14 protein-coding genes and 1 riboswitch are annotated in these 16155 nt (G+C 63.3%); of the genes, 8 read left to right on the top strand and 6 right to left on the bottom strand.

Annotated features, from left to right (window positions below; genetic code table 11):
* The first annotated feature begins 63 nt into the window (after window positions 1-63).
* On the top strand, window positions 64-1224 hold the full coding sequence (locus ACODSO_RS10030; protein WP_489036793.1) for a DUF1444 domain-containing protein: 1161 nt from the start codon (window positions 64-66) through the stop codon (window positions 1222-1224).
* A gap of 5 nt (window positions 1225-1229) precedes the next feature.
* Here ACODSO_RS10030 and ACODSO_RS10025 read toward each other — a convergent pair whose 3' ends face one another.
* The gene (locus ACODSO_RS10025) at window positions 1230-1808 is read right to left on the bottom strand and encodes a dihydrofolate reductase family protein (protein ID WP_489036792.1); all 579 of its coding nucleotides are present in this window, start codon (window positions 1806-1808) and stop codon (window positions 1230-1232) included.
* Between the two features lie 80 nt (window positions 1809-1888).
* Here ACODSO_RS10025 and ACODSO_RS10020 point away from each other — a divergent pair, with 80 nt between their 5' ends.
* Window positions 1889-2455 (top strand): TetR/AcrR family transcriptional regulator, encoded by a 567-nt coding sequence (locus ACODSO_RS10020; protein WP_489036791.1) that lies wholly within the window; start codon window positions 1889-1891, stop codon window positions 2453-2455.
* A 1-nt stretch (window position 2456) separates the two neighbouring features.
* Here ACODSO_RS10020 and amaB read toward each other — a convergent pair whose 3' ends face one another.
* On the bottom strand, window positions 2457-3992 hold the full coding sequence (amaB, locus tag ACODSO_RS10015; protein WP_489036789.1) for an L-piperidine-6-carboxylate dehydrogenase: 1536 nt from the start codon (window positions 3990-3992) through the stop codon (window positions 2457-2459).
* A 187-nt stretch (window positions 3993-4179) separates the two neighbouring features.
* Here amaB and lat point away from each other — a divergent pair, with 187 nt between their 5' ends.
* The gene (gene lat / locus ACODSO_RS10010) at window positions 4180-5478 is read left to right on the top strand and encodes an L-lysine 6-transaminase (protein WP_489036920.1); all 1299 of its coding nucleotides are present in this window, start codon (window positions 4180-4182) and stop codon (window positions 5476-5478) included.
* 116 nt (window positions 5479-5594) lie between these two features.
* Window positions 5595-5954, top strand: coding sequence for a PLD nuclease N-terminal domain-containing protein (locus ACODSO_RS10005; RefSeq protein WP_489036788.1), 360 nt, complete (start codon window positions 5595-5597; stop codon window positions 5952-5954).
* A 79-nt stretch (window positions 5955-6033) separates the two neighbouring features.
* Here the strand turns inward: ACODSO_RS10005 and ACODSO_RS10000 are convergent, their stop codons facing one another.
* The 3 genes from ACODSO_RS10000 to ACODSO_RS09990 are packed head-to-tail and all read right to left on the bottom strand — an operon-like array spanning window position 6034 to window position 8890.
* Complete coding sequence (locus ACODSO_RS10000; protein ID WP_489036786.1) at window positions 6034-6843, bottom strand: ABC transporter ATP-binding protein; 810 nt, start codon at window positions 6841-6843, stop codon at window positions 6034-6036.
* On the bottom strand, window positions 6840-7862 hold the full coding sequence (locus ACODSO_RS09995) for a FecCD family ABC transporter permease (protein WP_489036784.1): 1023 nt from the start codon (window positions 7860-7862) through the stop codon (window positions 6840-6842). The genes ACODSO_RS10000 and ACODSO_RS09995 overlap by 4 nt, the downstream gene beginning before the upstream one ends.
* Window positions 7859-8890 carry an ABC transporter substrate-binding protein gene (locus tag ACODSO_RS09990; protein WP_489036783.1) on the bottom strand — a complete coding sequence of 344 codons (1032 nt, stop codon included), beginning with the start codon at window positions 8888-8890 and terminating at the stop codon, window positions 7859-7861. Before ACODSO_RS09990 ends, ACODSO_RS09995 begins: the two co-directional genes overlap by 4 nt.
* Before the next feature lie 62 nt (window positions 8891-8952).
* Window positions 8953-9085: riboswitch (cobalamin riboswitch) on the bottom strand.
* 176 nt (window positions 9086-9261) lie between these two features.
* Here ACODSO_RS09990 and ACODSO_RS09985 point away from each other — a divergent pair.
* The gene (locus ACODSO_RS09985) at window positions 9262-11181 is read left to right on the top strand and encodes an anthranilate synthase family protein (protein WP_489036781.1); all 1920 of its coding nucleotides are present in this window, start codon (window positions 9262-9264) and stop codon (window positions 11179-11181) included.
* Here ACODSO_RS09985 and ACODSO_RS09980 read toward each other — a convergent pair.
* A complete protein-coding gene (locus ACODSO_RS09980) occupies window positions 11066-12283 on the bottom strand; it encodes an MFS transporter (RefSeq protein WP_489036780.1) in 1218 nt (405 codons plus the stop codon). The genes ACODSO_RS09985 and ACODSO_RS09980 overlap by 116 nt on opposite strands.
* 46 nt (window positions 12284-12329) lie before the next feature.
* Here ACODSO_RS09980 and ACODSO_RS09975 point away from each other — a divergent pair, with 46 nt between their 5' ends.
* From ACODSO_RS09975 to ACODSO_RS09965, 3 genes are all read left to right on the top strand, one after another.
* Window positions 12330-13340 (top strand): LacI family DNA-binding transcriptional regulator, encoded by a 1011-nt coding sequence (locus ACODSO_RS09975; RefSeq protein WP_489036778.1) that lies wholly within the window; start codon window positions 12330-12332, stop codon window positions 13338-13340.
* Window positions 13341-13450: 110 nt separating this feature from the next.
* Window positions 13451-15514: a putative bifunctional diguanylate cyclase/phosphodiesterase gene (locus tag ACODSO_RS09970; RefSeq protein WP_489036776.1), complete on the top strand. Its 2064-nt coding sequence runs from the start codon at window positions 13451-13453 to the stop codon at window positions 15512-15514.
* Between the two features lie 52 nt (window positions 15515-15566).
* Window positions 15567-15980, top strand: a complete 414-nt coding sequence (locus ACODSO_RS09965) for a TIGR03668 family PPOX class F420-dependent oxidoreductase (protein ID WP_489036775.1) — start codon at window positions 15567-15569, stop codon at window positions 15978-15980.
* The last annotated feature ends 175 nt before the right edge of the window (window positions 15981-16155 follow it).

Raw genomic sequence — 16155 nt, 5'->3', positions numbered from 1 at the left:
GATTTCTCCAAACCGGTCGGATCAGCTGCCCACCTGGGACGCACATCCCTTACCATCACCCAGGTGGGGGGAAACGAGAATCCGAAGGAGCGTTTGGCACGCCTGGTCATAGAGCGTGTCCAGAACGAGGGTGGGTCCGATCCGCGTCTCGATACCTCCGCGTTCGCCGTCCGGTACGACGGCAATGCCGTGCTCCCTCTGGACCATCTTCTTCGGGACACCGCGGATGCGTCCGAACTGGACCTGGAATCCCACGTCGCACACTTCGTAGCGACGACTATGTCCTCCAACGAGTGGCCCGGAAACTGGAACGACGCCCTTCCGCGGCTCAGGCCGGTTCTGAAGCCGTCGACGTACACGCTCGGATCCCCGTCGGGCCTGCTGCTCTCCCGTCGCGTCTTCCCTCTCGTCGACGAGCTCGTCGTGGTCGACATGCCTGCCCATCGCGAAGTCGTCTCGTGGGAGACGATCGGCAAGTGGGGCGTCGACCCCTCCACGGTCTTCGCCGCAGCGCGATCCAATCTCGCGACCATCACACAACACGCTGATCCGACGAAGGGTCGCGCGACTCAACGGCTCGTCGACAAAGGCGGACAGTACTTCACCTCGTGGCTTCTGGATCCGGGCTGGCTCGAATCCCACCGTCGCCGCTTCGGCTGTGCGCCGGTCGCCTTCGTACCGGACGTCGATACCCTCTACGTCGTGCCGAGCGACGATTCCGCATTGCTCGCCAAGCACTTCCGACTGATCGAGGACCAGTACACGCATACGTCACGGTCACTGTCTCCGCAGGCGTACACCGTCGACGACAAAGGTACCGTCGTCACATTCGATCAGGTCCGCCCCGAGGATCCGGGCAGCAGTCGAGCCCGCTGCGTGCACATTGCCAAAGAGTATGCAGCGCAGGAAAGTTGGCTCACACGACAATACGAGCTGGATCGGATCAGCTCCGATGTCGCGGCGGCGAGCGTCAAGGCAACCTCGTTCGGGCCCCGGACGGTGACGATCTGGGCCGACGACGTCGACTGCACATTGCCCCAGACCGATCTCGTCGCGTTCTACCGCGACGGATCGCCGCCGTTCTACGTGCAGTTCGAGGACGTATCGTCGATCACGGGCATGCGACCGATGGACGGGCTCGACCCCGTTCGTTATCGCGTCCCCACCTGGCCACCAGCTGGGATCGTCGAACAGCTTCGTGCGCACAGTATTTCGATCGACTGACGGGTTCAGCGGACCATGGTGTACTCGTTGACGACGACACCGGACCCGAAAGGCGTGCTGGCGACGAGGTCAGCACGACCGACCGCGTAGTCCCGTTCCGCGAAGATCTTCTTTCCCGAGCCCAGCAGTATCGGATTGACCTTGAGAATCAATCGGTCTATCTCGTCGATCAGCGCCGAAGCCAAGACCCCTCCTCCGGCGAGCCAGATAGCACTGCCGTTGTCCTGCTTGAGCTCTCGCACAGTCTCGACCGGATTCCGATCCGTCACGGTCACTGCAGGTTCGACGTCGGCGCCGAGGTGATCGCGTGAGAACACGTACTGCCGCAGATGACCGTACGGGCCGTCCGACGGATGTGGCCGTCCGACGTCGTAGGTGTTCCACCCCATGACGACGGTGTCGAAACGCGTCAACGGCGGCTCGAGACCCATCATCTGCAGGCCCATCGTGGGGATCGTATCGGTGTAGTCCGCCAGGATCATGTCGATGTGGTCGCCCTGCTGTGGGAACGCATCGAAGGTGTCATCGGGCGCGGCGATGTATCCGTCGAGACTGACTGCCACGTAGTAGACCAATTCACGCATGAGGTTCTCCGATCACGACGGCTGTAGTGGATGCGAACTCAGACTACGACATCTGTCGTGGTTCAGCTAGTCTTTTTCGCATGGCACGCAACCCTCAGCGCAGATCCGAGCTCGCCGACGCCGGACTACGCATACTTGCGCGGGAAGGCGCACGCGGGCTCACACACCGTGCGATAGACGAGGAAGCGAAGGTACCGAAAGGCACGAGCTCCAACTACTTTCGATCGCGATCGGACGTCATCGCCGGCATGATCGAACGCATCGGAGAACGTCTCGCGCCCGACCCGACGATCCACCGATCGCTGGCGTCGAAGACACCCAGTCCCGAACTGTTCGCCGACTACATGCGCGACATCGTCGCCCGATTGCTCGGCAATCGCGACGTCACGCTTGCTCTGTTCGAACTCCGCCTGGAAGCGTCACGGCGCCCGGAAATTCGAGACGTTCTCGGTAGCTGGCAGCGATCCAACTTTCGCAGCGACGTCGAGTTCAACCTCGCCGCCGGCCTACCAGGCGGTGCACGCGAGGTCGCGCTCTTCCACTACGCGATCGACGGGCTGCTGTTCGATCGACTCACATACCCGATCGATCCGGACACCTCGACCGACGACATCGTGGACTCCCTCGTCGCGGGATTGCTGCACTGACCTACCCGAACTCCACACCCTGAGCGAGCGGCAGCTCGTTGGAGTAGTTGACCGTATTCGTCGCCCGACGCATATAGGCTTTCCATGCGTCCGAACCGGACTCGCGCCCGCCACCGGTTTCCTTCTCACCACCGAACGCACCGCCGATCTCCGCGCCCGACGGACCGATGTTGACGTTGGCAATCCCGCAGTCGGATCCCGCCGCCGAGAGGAACTGCTCTGCCTCGCGAAGATCGGTCGTGAATATGGACGACGAAAGCCCCTGCGGCACATCATTGTGCAACGCGATCGCTTCCTCGAGGGTGTCGTAGGTGAGCACATAGAGGATCGGTGCAAACGTTTCGTGTCTGACGATATCGGTCTGCGCAGGCATCGTGATGACAGTCGGCTGCACGTAATAGGCGTATTCACCGAAGATGTCGACGCGCTGACCGCCGACCCGAACGGTGCCGCCGGCGCCCACCGCCGCATCGACAGCCTTCGCATATCCCGAGAACGCCGGGGCATCTATCAGCGGCCCCACCAACGTATCGGAATCCAGAGGCGAACCGATGGACAGCGATTCGTACGCTCGTGTGATGCGCTCGACAAGTTCCTCCGCGATGGACGAGTGCGCGATGACCCTACGCAGCGACGTACACCGTTGTCCTGCAGTGCCTGCGGCGGAGAACACTATTCCGCGCGTGGTCAGGTCGAGGTCGGCAGACGGCGTCACGATCGCGGCATTGTTACCACCGAGCTCGAGCAACACTCGGCCGAATCGCTCGGCGACGCGGGGAGCGACTGCGCGGCCCATGCGTGTCGAACCGGTCGCCGACAGCAACGCCACCCGCGAATCGTCGACGAGTGCTTCACCCGCAACCCGATCACCGATGACGAGCTGAGCAACCTTGGGATCGACGCCTGCATTGGCGGCAGCCCGTTCGAACAACGCCTGCACTCCGAGCGCGGTCAGCGGCGTCTTCTCCGACGGCTTCCAGATGACGGTGTCTCCGGCGACCAGGGCCAGCACCGTGTTCCACGACCAGACGGCGACCGGGAAGTTGAACGCCGTGATGACGCCGACGACGCCGAGGGGGTGCCACTGTTCCATCATTCGGTGGCCAGGTCGCTCGGTGGCGATGGTGTTGCCGTAGAGCTGGCGGGACAGACCGACCCCGAAGTCGCAGATATCGATCATTTCCTGAACCTCACCGAGGCCCTCGGACACGATCTTGCCTGCCTCGATGGAGACAAGCGCTCCCAGATCCTCCTTGTACTCGCGCAACAATTCCCCGAGCTCCCGGATCAGTCCGCCGCGAACCGGCGCAGGGACCGAGGACCACTCGGCAAATGCGGTCTTCGCGTCGGCGATGACGGCATCCACATCCGCGACGGTCGCCGCGGCGAGCGAGCCCAGATTGCCACCGGTGATGGGCGAACGCGCCACGATCGGCAGATGCGACTGCGAGACGTCCAGGTCGGCATGCACACCGAGCCGATCCAGGATCGAACGAGTCCGAACGCTCAACTCATCGTGGGTGACGGGTGAGGACATGTACTTCCACCTTCCGTGTGCAGTCGAGCGAGTCAGGGCAAGTCGGCAGTGATTCCCAATCTAGTCGACGACAGTGTGGCAGTAAAATTTCCTGTCATAGGCAGTTGCATACGGAATATTAACGGGTATCTTGGCAATCATGACGCAGGTATTGCACTCTCCCGCTATCCGGACCGAACCCACTGTTGTGCTTCCGGGTGCGGTGCATTCCACGATCGGCCGTCACATGCTGGCGGACGGCTTCGCGATGGTGCTCGATCTCGAGGCGTCGAGCGGATCGACGCTCGTCGACGCCCGCGACGGCACCGAATACCTCGATCTGTTCACCTTCTTCGCCTCCAACGCGCTCGGGATGAATCATCCGGCGCTCGTCGAGGACGAGGCGTTCAAGGCCGATCTGCTGCAGGCCGCACTGAACAAGCCGAGCAACTCCGACATCTACACAACGGCGATGGCACAGTTCGTCGACACTTTCGCCCGGGTCCTCGGTGACCCGCGCCTACCGCATCTCTTCTTCGTCGAAGGTGGGGCGCTTGCCGTCGAGAACGCTCTGAAGGTCGCGTTCGACTGGAAGAGCCGCTGGAACGAAGCGCACGGTATCGACCCTGCACTAGGCACCCAGGTCATGCACCTGGAGCACGCGTTTCACGGTCGTTCGGGCTACACGATGTCGCTGACGAACACCGACCCGAACAAGGTCGCGCGATTCCCCAAGTTCGACTGGCCCCGCATTCCGTCGCCGCACATCCGCGCCGGCGCAGACATGGATGCACTCGAAGCCGACGCCCTCGCTGCGGCGCGGCTCGCTTTCGAGGCCAACCCGCACGACATCGCGTGTGCGATCGTCGAGCCCATCCAGGGCGAGGGCGGTGACAACCACTTCCGTCCGCAGTTTCTGCAGCAACTTCGCGATCTGTGCCATGAGTTCGACGCCCTGTTCGTCGTCGACGAGGTGCAGACCGGCGCGGGCATGACCGGAACCGCATGGGCCTTCCAGCAACTCGGTGTGGTGCCGGACGTCCTGGCGTTCGGGAAGAAGGTGCAGGTCTGCGGAGTGATGGCCGGCGGACGCGTCGACGATATCGACGACCACGTATTCGCAGTGTCGTCGCGCATCAACTCGACGTGGGGCGGCAACCTCACCGACATGGTGCGGGCGCGTCGAATCCTCGAGGTCGTCGAATCGGAGAACCTGATCGAGCGGGCCGCAGTTCTAGGCGACTCGCTTCTCCGACGCCTGCACGAGATGGCCTCTCGGCACGACATCGTCACCGAGGTGCGCGGGCGTGGGCTCATGTGTGCGTTCACGCTGCCCGACGCCGCCCTGCGCGATCGGCTCGTCGATGACCTGCGCGATACCGAGCACGTACTCGCGCTCGGATGCGGCGGTAGCGCCGTACGGTTCCGACCGGCGCTGACGATGACCGAAGCCGATTTGGCGCGAGGAGTCGACGCCATCGAGCGGTGTCTGCATCGACTCGTCTGATTCGAACTGCGCAAGGTAACGCGCATATGTATAGTTTCCCACGCGAAAGACCGACCGGTCTTTCTTGTGGGAGGCTGCACCGCTCAGGCTCCCCGGTCGCGTTGGGGAGGACGTACGTGCCATATCTCGGCCTGATCATCATGATCCTGTGGGTGTTCTGCCTCATCGACGTCATCACCGCCGACGACTCAGGAGTGCGACACCTTCCCAAGATGCTGTGGCTACTGCTGGTGATCTTCATTCCGCTCGCCGGGTCGATCGTGTGGCTGCTGGTCGGACGGCCGATCGACGGCGGTATCTGGGGCGGCGCCGGTTCGGGACAGAGAAGCAACTCTGCGTTTCCCGAGTACGACGCCAAACCCGGCCGAGCCGTCGCAACCAGCCCCGACGCGGACGAGGAATTCCTGCGTCAGTGCCGGGCTCGCGCCGAGGAACAGCGTCGGGCAGCGCGGAACCAGCGGAACCCGGACAGCTAAGGCTTCCAGCGGCTCCGCCGCAGTCGGCTAAGGCGGCTCCGCCGCAGTCGGCTAAGGCGGCTGCGCCGCAGTGGCACGGTTAAGTGCGTTCCGATGCACTCGAGCGCGCCACTGGGGGTGGAACCCGCCGTCTCCTGTACGTCACCTGGGGATATGTTCCGGTGTCGTCGAGCTCGACGTCGGCCTGCACGTTGTACACATCCTGGACGAGTCCTTCCGTTATCACCTCCGCCGGAGCCCCGACGGCCACGACCGTGCCTTCGCGAAGCACCACGATGCGGTCGCAGAACATCGCCGCCAGATTCAAGTCGTGCAACGCGATGAAACTCGTCAACGGCAGTTCCGACACCAACGCCAGGATGTCCAGTTGGTGTTGGATATCGAGATGATTGGTCGGCTCGTCCAGCAGTAGCTCCGTCGGCTCCTGAGCCAGAGCCCGAGCAATCTGCACGCGCTGCCGTTCACCTCCGGACAGTGTGTGCCACATCCGATGAGATCTCGACGTCATGCCGGTCTGCTCGAGCGCGCGCGCAACAGCTCGATCGTCCACCGCCGAGTCACCGCCGAAGATGCCCTGGTGCGGGATCCGCCCCAAGCGCACCACTTCTTGCACCGAGATGTCGACGTCGGTGTCCGAGTGCTGATCGACCATCGCGACCCGTCGCGCTATCTGCCTACGCCGCATCGACGTCAACGCAGTGTCGGCCAGCGACACGATTCCCTCGTCGGGTGCGACGATGCCGGCCAGAATGCGCAGCAGCGAGGACTTCCCCGATCCGTTGGGACCGATCAGACCTACCGTCTCGCCGGGCTCCGGTTCGAAGTCGACGCCGCCGAGGATCGGCTGCGAACCCCTCGACCAGTGAATTCCCCTAGCTCGAATAGTCATCGACTTCTCCGCATCCGATACAGAATCGCCGCGAATGCAGGTACACCGACCAGCGCAGTCACCACTCCGACCGGAATTTCCTGCGGTTGAAATACGGTGCGCGCGACCGCATCGACCCACACCATGAAGATGGCGCCGACGAGCACCGTCGTCGGCAGCAGTCGACGGTGGCTGGCTCCGACGAGGAATCTGGCCGCGTGCGGTAGGACGAGGCCGACGAATCCGATTGCACCCGCGGCACTGACGAGCGTCGCGGTGATCAGTGCCGTGATCACGAGCAGCAGTAGCCGAATCCACTTCACGGACACACCGAGTGTGGCTGCAGCGTCGTTGCCGAATGTGAAGGCGTCGAGCGCCGCCGAATTCAGCAAGCACACGACAATGCCTACGGCACAGATGGATCCACACATTGCGACATCGGCCCAGTCTGCACCGGCGAGCGAACCGAGCAACCAGAACAGAATTCCACGCGTCTGCTCGGCATCCGCCGATGAGATCACGATGAACGAGGTCAGCGCCGAGAAAAGCTGCGTGCCCGCGACTCCGGCGAGAACTACTCGATCGGTACCGCCTCCGGCGCCGGTGGCAAGCAGCATCACCAACACGAACGACAACACTGCGCCGACGAATGCGCCCGTGGACAACGACAACACACCGCTGCCGATGCCGAGAACCGCCACCAGCACGGCCCCCGTCGAAGCACCCGAGGAAATACCGAGCACGAACGGATCCGCCAGCGGATTACGAAGCAGCGACTGCATGATCGCCCCGCACAGCGCCAGCCCAGCACCGCAGATCGCGGCCAGCAGCGTACGGGGAAGCCGAAGTTCCCAGACGATGCCGTCCTTGATTCTGCTCACGTTCGAGTTCCCGATACCCACGTGCTCGAGCACGATGCGATACACATCGGACACCGACAGGCTCGCCGGGCCGATCGTGATCGCGAACGCGATCGACAGCGTCAGAACTACAGAGCCGACCAGCAGTAGCGGCAGCAGAAGGCTCCGCTTGGCGGTCAATTCGCCAAGCCCCAGCCCTGCAATGCGGCCGCCACCTTTTCGACGCCGTCGACGGTGCGGATCGACGGGTTCAGATCGGCGCCGTTGACGACGATATAGCGCTTGTCGACCACGGCCTGCAGTCTTCGCGTCACCGGATCGGACTCGAGGAACTCGATCTTCGAATCGAGGGAGTCACCGGCCAGTGTCCGACGGCTCAGATCGGCGAGCACGAAGGCGGTGGGGTTTCGATCCGCGACCGACTCCCAACTCACCTGGGGCCATTCGTCGGTGGTGTCGGAGTAGATGTTCTGTGCACCTACCGAACTGGTGATGATTCCCGAAGACCCGCAGCAACCTGCCATGTACGGGGTCGCGGTGTCGGCGAACCAGTAGACCAGCGACGTGCCCGATGCCGTGACCGCCCCCGATGCCGTCTCGAAGCGATCCTGAAGTTCACCGATGAAGCGCTCACCACGTTCGCGTACGTCGAAGATTGCTGCGAGATCGCGGATCTCCTCGTAGACCGTGGCTATCTCGAGTGGGTCGGTGCGGGCACCGTCGGAGTTGACGCTCTCGTCGGTCTTGCCGTTGCAGTCCGTCGGCGAAAGATAGTTGGGGACGCCGAGTTGCTCGAACTGACCGCGATCGGCGACGCCTCCCGGGCCGAGCGTGCCGCCGAACGACGCCGACACGAAGTCCGGCTCGGCATCGAGGACGACCTCGAGGGCGGGCTTGTTGTCCGCCAGGCGCGGGACCTTGTCGTTGTCCGACGCCAGGTTGTCGCGGACCGGATCGGTCCACGTCGCGGTTCCGACCATCCGATCGGCGAGTCCGAGGCTCAGCAGGATCTCCGTCGAACTCTGATTGAGCGAAACTGCGCGTTGCGGAGGTGCATCGACGACGACGTCCTGCCCACAGTTGGTGATGATCAGCGGGTAGCTCGAGTTGGAGTTGGGTATCTGCGCTTCGGTGGTGGTCGAGCCCGAGGAGCAGCTCGACAGGATCATTGCCGCCGCAAGCGCGGGGAAGCACAGGGAGGTACGCATGGCCATAAGGAGGGCGAAAACTTTCTACTAGGGGCTCGTCTCGCGGAGCCTTCGGGTCGAAAGATCGTGGTGAGCAAGCGATCGGACTCCTGTTCGTGAACGAGACAGTTACCGTTGCGCGTCAGTCCCGGAGTCTCACCGGGTTCCCTTGCACCTCACGTGACCGCGCGAGCGGTCCGAGGCTGACCTTATCCTGCCGAGGGTGTGTACAGTGAGCGACCATGTACGCGAACCGCTCCGTAGCAGGATCATGGTGGTGGCGCTCCTAGGCGCCCACACCTCGCGTAGATCTACCTGTGGCCGCCTTTCGAGGTGGCCATTTTTCATGTCCTGGTCACTCTCGAAGTCCGTTCTCACCCGAGAGGCTTTCGATGAACGACCTACTGACCAGAGCCCTGTCCGGCTCCGAGCACTACGCACTGCTGAGCCGTGAGCACGGCGTCGATGTTTTGATCGGGGACGTCGTCACCGTCGATTCATTGGCCGACATCCCACTCGATCCAGGGACCGACGGCCCCGATGTGCTCGCCCTCGTGCCGTTCCGCCAGATCTCCGAACGCGGATTCGTCTGCCACCACGACGACGCCGCCTTGCACTGCCTTCGGGTTCGCGAACACGCACAGGTAAGCGTGGACGAAGTACTGGCCGCCATATCTCCGACCGAGTTGAGCGTGACCGATGGCCGCTTCGAACCCGCAGACAACGAGTACGGATCGATCGTCGCGCGAGTTCTCGCCGACGAGATCGGTACCGGAGCAGGTGCGAACTTCGTCATCCGTCGCGACTTTCGTGCGCGGCTCGCTGACGCTTCGCGAAGCGGACTCGAAATCTTTCGGCGACTGCTACTCGACGAATCCGGCTCCTACTGGACCTTTTTCGTCCACACACCGTCGATCACCCTCGTCGGTGCGACGCCCGAGCGTCATGTCGGATTCGACGGCACCTCCGCCATCATGAATCCGATCAGTGGCACCTACCGGCATCCGGTCGAAGGACCCTCCGGTGAAGGCGTTCTCGACTTCCTGGGCGATGCAAAGGAGAACGCCGAACTGTTCATGGTGGTCGACGAGGAACTGAAGATGATGAGCCGGATCTGCGCAGAAGGCGGTCGCGTCATCGGGCCACGCCTCAAGCAGATGGGACATCTGACCCACACCGAGTACGTCCTCGTCGGTGAATGCTCGCTCGACCCACGCGAGATCCTGCGCCGGACGATGTTCGCGCCGACGGTCACCGGTTCGCCGATCGAGAACGCGGCTCGCGTCATCGAACGCTACGAGACCTCCGGGCGTGGGTACTACTCAGGAGTGCTGGCGCTGTTCGAGAGTGCTCACGGTGTGTCCACCGTCGATGCGCCGATTCTCATTCGGACCTGCGAAATCGCCCCCGACGGCGAGCTGAAGATCTCGGCCGGTGCGACGCTGGTGCGCAACTCGGTTCCCGAACACGAAGTGGCCGAGACGAGATCGAAGCTCGGCGGCGTTCTGGCTGCTCTCGGCGTCGAGGCCCCGAGACCGCGCGCCTCCGCAGCGGTGCGGTTGTCGGAATTTCCAGGCGTATCCGACGCTCTGGCACATAGAAACAAAAAGCTGGCGTCGTTCTGGCTCGACGAACAGCCGACGGTGGTCACAGATCTCAGTGGCAAGACCGCCGTTGTCGTCGACTTCGAGGACCAATGGACAGCGATGCTCGCGCACCAGTTGAGGCACCTCGGCATGGCTGTGTCCGTCGTTCGGTGGGAGGACTATGTGTCGAGCGACGCCGACCTCTTGGTCTGCGGGCCCGGACCGGGTGACCCTCGCGACTCGTCGAATGCCCGGATCAGTGCGGTGGAAGCTGCTCTGCGCGAACGGCTTACGAGTGGTTCTCCGCTGCTTGCCATTTGCCTGAGCCACCAAGTGTTGGCTGGGCTGCTGGGTTTGGACGTCGTCGCACTCGACCGCCCGCAACAAGGAGTGCAGAAGGTGGCCGACGTCTTCGGGGTGACTCGCACCGTCGGCTTCTACAACACCTTCGCGGCCACCGCGGGTCCTGTCGACGGCGCCCTGGTCTCGGCGGACGGTATCGAGGTCAATGCCCTGCGGGGCAGCGGGTTCGAGTCGATCCAGTTCCACCCCGAGTCCATACTCTCCACCGATGGTATCGAGATCCTGTCCGAGCTGGTGCACAGGTTGCTCATGCCGGCTGGCGTGCCTGTTCGGACGGTGCACGCAGACGCCCGGGGAACGCATCGCGAGCGAGCACAACCGTCAGCAGAGCTGCGGCGACCAGCAGAGCCGCGACTATCGTGACGACCGCGATACTGCTGCGATCGACGATGATGCCACCCACCAGAGCACCCGATGCGATGGCCAACTGGAATGCGACGACATAGATCGCCGACGCGCGATCCGGGTCGTTGCGGGAGGTGTTGAGCACCGAGGACTGTAGGCACACCGGGACTGTCGTGAATGCGAATCCCCACAGCCCGATTGCGAGGACAGCAAGCACCGCAAGCGATCCCGGTACCGACTGCACGGTCGTCCACAGCACGAGCAGCGCCCCCGCGACGATGCTCAACGCACCGATGGTCGATCGACGCGGCCACCGATCGAAGGTCTTTCCGACCACCCAGATCCCGACCACGCCGCACAGACCGTAGAACAGCAGCATCAGTGTCAATGTCGTTCCCATCGAACCGAGTCCACGATCGACGAGCAACGAGAAGTAGGTGTATGCGATGAAGTGACCGAGCACGGCGAGGAACGTGGCGACACAGATCATCAGCAAGGACCGGTCGAGGGTTCGTGTCTTCGGAGCCCGCGTGCCGACCGATTCGACCTTCATCGCCGGCAACACGAAGAACAGAGTGATGGCAATGGCCGCGGATACGAGCCCGATACACGCCGAGGCCGTCCGCCATCCGAGCCACTGCCCGAGCGCGGCCGAGAGAGGGTTGCCGGCTACCAGTGCCAACGACGTTCCCGCGTACACCGTCGCAATCGCTTTGCCCTGCTTGCCCGGTGCGGCGAGAGACGCCGCGACCGGTGCGACGACAGCCCAGAACACGCCGTGCGTCGAAGCGCAGATCATTCGCGCGACCACGAGCATCGGATATCCGACGGCGATTGCCGACATCAGTTGCGACACAGCCAGAGCAGCAACTGTGACGACAACGATGCGCCGACGCGGCCAACGTCGAACGAATGTCATGAACGGCATCGTCATCACCGCGACGCCGTACGCGTAGAAGGTGAGGAGCAACCCGACGCTCGACTCACTGACGCCCATGTCCGTCGAAATCTCCGGTAGAAGCCCCACCGGAAGCGTCTCGGCGGTGACGTAGACGAACGCGGCGGCCGCGAGCACGCTCAGGCGAAGGGCGTTCGAACCCGGCATCCTCGTGTCAATCATGCTGTGTATCGTTACACATCGGGTGCGAAGACGCTAGGGTTGCGGCATGGGAACCCGCCCGACCATGGCAGACGTCGCCGCCGCCGCGGGCGTCTCCGTCATGAGCGTGTCGTACACCTACAACCAACCGGCTCGGGTGTCCGAGACGACGAGGGACAAGGTCCGCGGCGCCGCGGCCCTTCTCGGATACACCGGCCCGCACCGGGCAGCACAATCTCTGCGCAGCGGAAAGAGCAACAACCTGGGCGTCGTACTCACCGAGAAGCTCACCTACTCGTTCGAGAACGCGCAGGCGCGAGCATTTCTGTCCGGTGTCGCCGAGGCCTGCCTCGACACCAACTCCGGACTCGTATTGCTCCCCAACTCGGGGATGGGTGCAGATCTGGACCGGATACGAGATGCTCACGTCGACGGTTTCGTGCTGTGGACGACCGTCGTCGACGACCCCATGCTCGACGTGGTGGTCGATACCGGAAAGCCCATCTGCATTCAGGGCGGGCCGTCCTATCCCGGGACGCAATTGATCGGGATCGACGACGTCCTCGCCGCACGCGCGGTCGGAGCAGTCGGAATCGAGGGAGCGAAACATCCTGCGGTGATCAGCTTTCCGCGTGATCGGGATCGTCGGACCGACATCGTCTTCGGCCCCGACCCAGACGACGCCACGTTCCCGGTCACCGCCGCGCGCCTGACTGGATACCGACAAGCCGTCGTCGACGCCGGTGTCGACTGGGCAGACATCCCGGTCGCGTTCGTCGCCACCAATTCACGCGACGAAGGTCGTCGAGCGGCCGAGGAGCTGATCGGACGCGGGTACGACGCGATCCTGTGCACCAGTGACGATCTCGCCCTTGGCGTCCTGGATGTCGGGGCCGACGTCCGGGTTACCGGCTGGGACGACTCGGAGGCTGCACAGGAGGCTGGGCTCACCACCGTCGCACAGTCCTTGTACGACCAGGGCCGTGACGCCGCCCGTTGGGTGCTCGGAACGCTGCCGGAGATCGCGGACGCTCCCTGGTCGCTGAAGATCCGGCGTTCAGCCGAACGTCACACGTAAGGCCCGGGCGTCTTCATACCGCACAAAACAAGGTCGTTGCCCTGTTTCTAGCGCGAAAGCAAACCTAGGGGCTATTCTTGGGTTCGGTCGACCGGCCGTAGGGGGGAAGCGTGAGCACAGTGCCGTCAGCGCCTCGCCCTACCTCGGTGAACCCGTTCGCATGCTCCTACGGCGATCTGGATTCGATGGCGGCTCCCCTGCTGATGGTCGACAGCGTATTCACTGTCACCTACGCCAACCCCGCGGCGATTACGCTGTTCGCGGCGCCTGCCGACCGAGTCGTCGGTCACTGCATGGATGCGTGGTTCACCGGAACCGCGTGGACCAAGTTCACGAGCGCCTGCGCCGCCACCGACACTGCCGTCTTCGAGGACTTCTCGTACAGCCTGCATAAATGGCTGCAGTACAGCACGGTGCGCGGAGCCAGCGGATACGCGATCTGGACCTCGGACATCACCGCGGAGCGGCTCGGGACCACCCACTCCGCATGGACCGGCGAGCTCGCACAGAACATGCTGGAGGCAGTGCCGGCCGGCACGGTCGTACTCGATCTCACCGGAACGATCATGCTGGTCAATCGAGTGTGGACCAGGTTCTGGGCCGACGGACCGGCAGGCAAGTCCTTCAGTCCCGGCAGCAACTATTTCGACCTGTGCCGCCGCGCGGCCGCGCAGGGCAACGAATCCGCTGCCGCAGTTCTCGCGGGTCTGCACGGCGTCGTGACCGGCGACCATCGAGTGTTCTCGATGAACTACAAGTCAGGCAGATTCCGCTTCCGGCTTCGCGCAATCAGACTCGCTGACGGAGCAGGCCTCTATCTGACTCACGAGGACGTCGCCGAACTCGACACTGCAGATGTAGCCCCTGGTCAGGACCCATTGACCGGACTACCGAACCGGGAAGAGATCGAATACTTGCTTGCTCGCGAGCTCGCCGTGCGGACTCCGGACCACGAAGTCAGCGTGCTACTCGTCGACATCGACGGATTCCGTGAATTCAACGACGCACTCGGCCCGACGTCCGGCGACGAACTCCTGCAATTGGTCGCCGCTCGCATCAAAGCCTCGACCCGCCCCACCGACACATTGGGCAGGCTGACGGGCGACGAGTTCGTCGTCATCGCCCGAGGCTGCCAACCAATTGCGGCGCGCGCCATGGCAGCAGGTTTCTCCAGTGTCCTCGACCCCTCGTTCGAACTCGGCGACCGACACCTCACCATCACTGCCAGTGTCGGCGTCGCCACCTCGAACCACAGCACGGTCGACCCCATGCAGCTCGTTCACGACGCGACCACGGCGATGCACGCCGCCAAATCACTCGGTCGCAGCAGCCACCAAGTGTTCTCACCAGAGCTGCGCGACAGCAACCGAAAGCGACTGGAGCTGGTGGAGCGGCTCCGCGGCGTCGCGATGGCCGAGCACGAGCTCGAAATGGTCTACCAGCCGATCGTCGAGCTGTCGTCGAGGACTGTCGTCGGAGCCGAAGCCCTCATCCGCTGGAACCATCCCGAACTCGGGCTGCTCATGCCGGACAGCTTCATCGGCCTGGCCGAGGACGCGGATCTCATCATTCCACTGAGCAACTGGATCCTCACTCAGGTCGGCCGGACCCTAGCGGCCTGGCAGTACAAGGACCTCCACGTACAAGTCGGAGTCAACGTCAGCCCGCTGCACTTCGCCGCAGGCACCCTCGCGACGGACGTCAACAGCATCGTCGACTCGCTCGGGATCGAACCAGGACGACTCGTCCTCGAATTGGCCGAATCGAAATCGCTGCACGACGTCGATGCCGTCTACTACCAACTCATGGACGTTCGACGACACGGTTCACTCGTCGCGATCGACGACTTCGGCTCCGGATTCTCCTCACTCGAACGCCTCGCCACACTGCCCGTCGACATCCTGAAAGTCGACAAATCGCTGACTCAGCATCTCGACAGCAAAGATCTCCAGCGTCGTCGCGCCATGACCGCGCTCTGCAAAGCAGTTGTCGAAGTGACCCACGATCTCGGAAAGGACACCGTCGCCGAAGGAATCGAGACCATCGACCAACTCGAGTCCTGCGTCGACATGGGCGTCACATTCGGGCAAGGTCATCTATTGGGGCTTCCCATGACCGCCGCGCAATTCGAAACGATCCTTCTCCAGAACGGCGCGCACAGCGCATCCGCATGACCGTGCGGCCCATGCAATGGGGCACTGAATATGACGTGAGGACAACGAGGCTGTGAAGATCGACGACGAAATCGAGCGCTTCTCCGGTGCGCGCCGCGCACTCTTGTCCACGATCAACCCAGACGGCACACCGCACCTGGTCCCCATCGTTTTCGCACGCACCGGCGAAACCCTCGTCACCGCGATCGACTGGAAACCCAAATCCACCCGCAAGCTGCAGAGGCTCGAAAACATCCGGGCAGACCCCGCAGTAAGCCTGATCGTCGACAACTACGAGGACGACTGGGACAAACTGTGGTGGGTCCGGGCCAGCGGCTCCGCTCGCGTCATCGAGGCCGATACCGACGCGGGCACAGCGGCCATCGACGCTCTCGTGGCCAAGTACGACCAGTACAAGTCTGCGAGGCCCGAGGGACCCGTCATCGAGGTCGCGAAGCTGACCTGGCGTTCTTGGCGGGCGTCTTAGGGGGTGTGTTCCCCCTCTCCGGTGACCGAATGTCTGTTTCGGTCGCCCTTGGAGTGACCGAATGTCTGTTTCGGTCACTTGGGGTGAACGAAAGTCTGTCTGGGTCACTCTGAGTGTGCGACTGACTCATTCGGTCACCGGCGTAGTAGCGAATGTCTCATTCGGTCACCTGCGG

It is taken from the genome of Rhodococcus sp. FG69 (genome assembly GCF_057808915.1).
The sequence above is the reverse complement of the archived record's forward strand: the minus strand, read 5'-3'. Positions and strand labels throughout refer to the sequence as shown.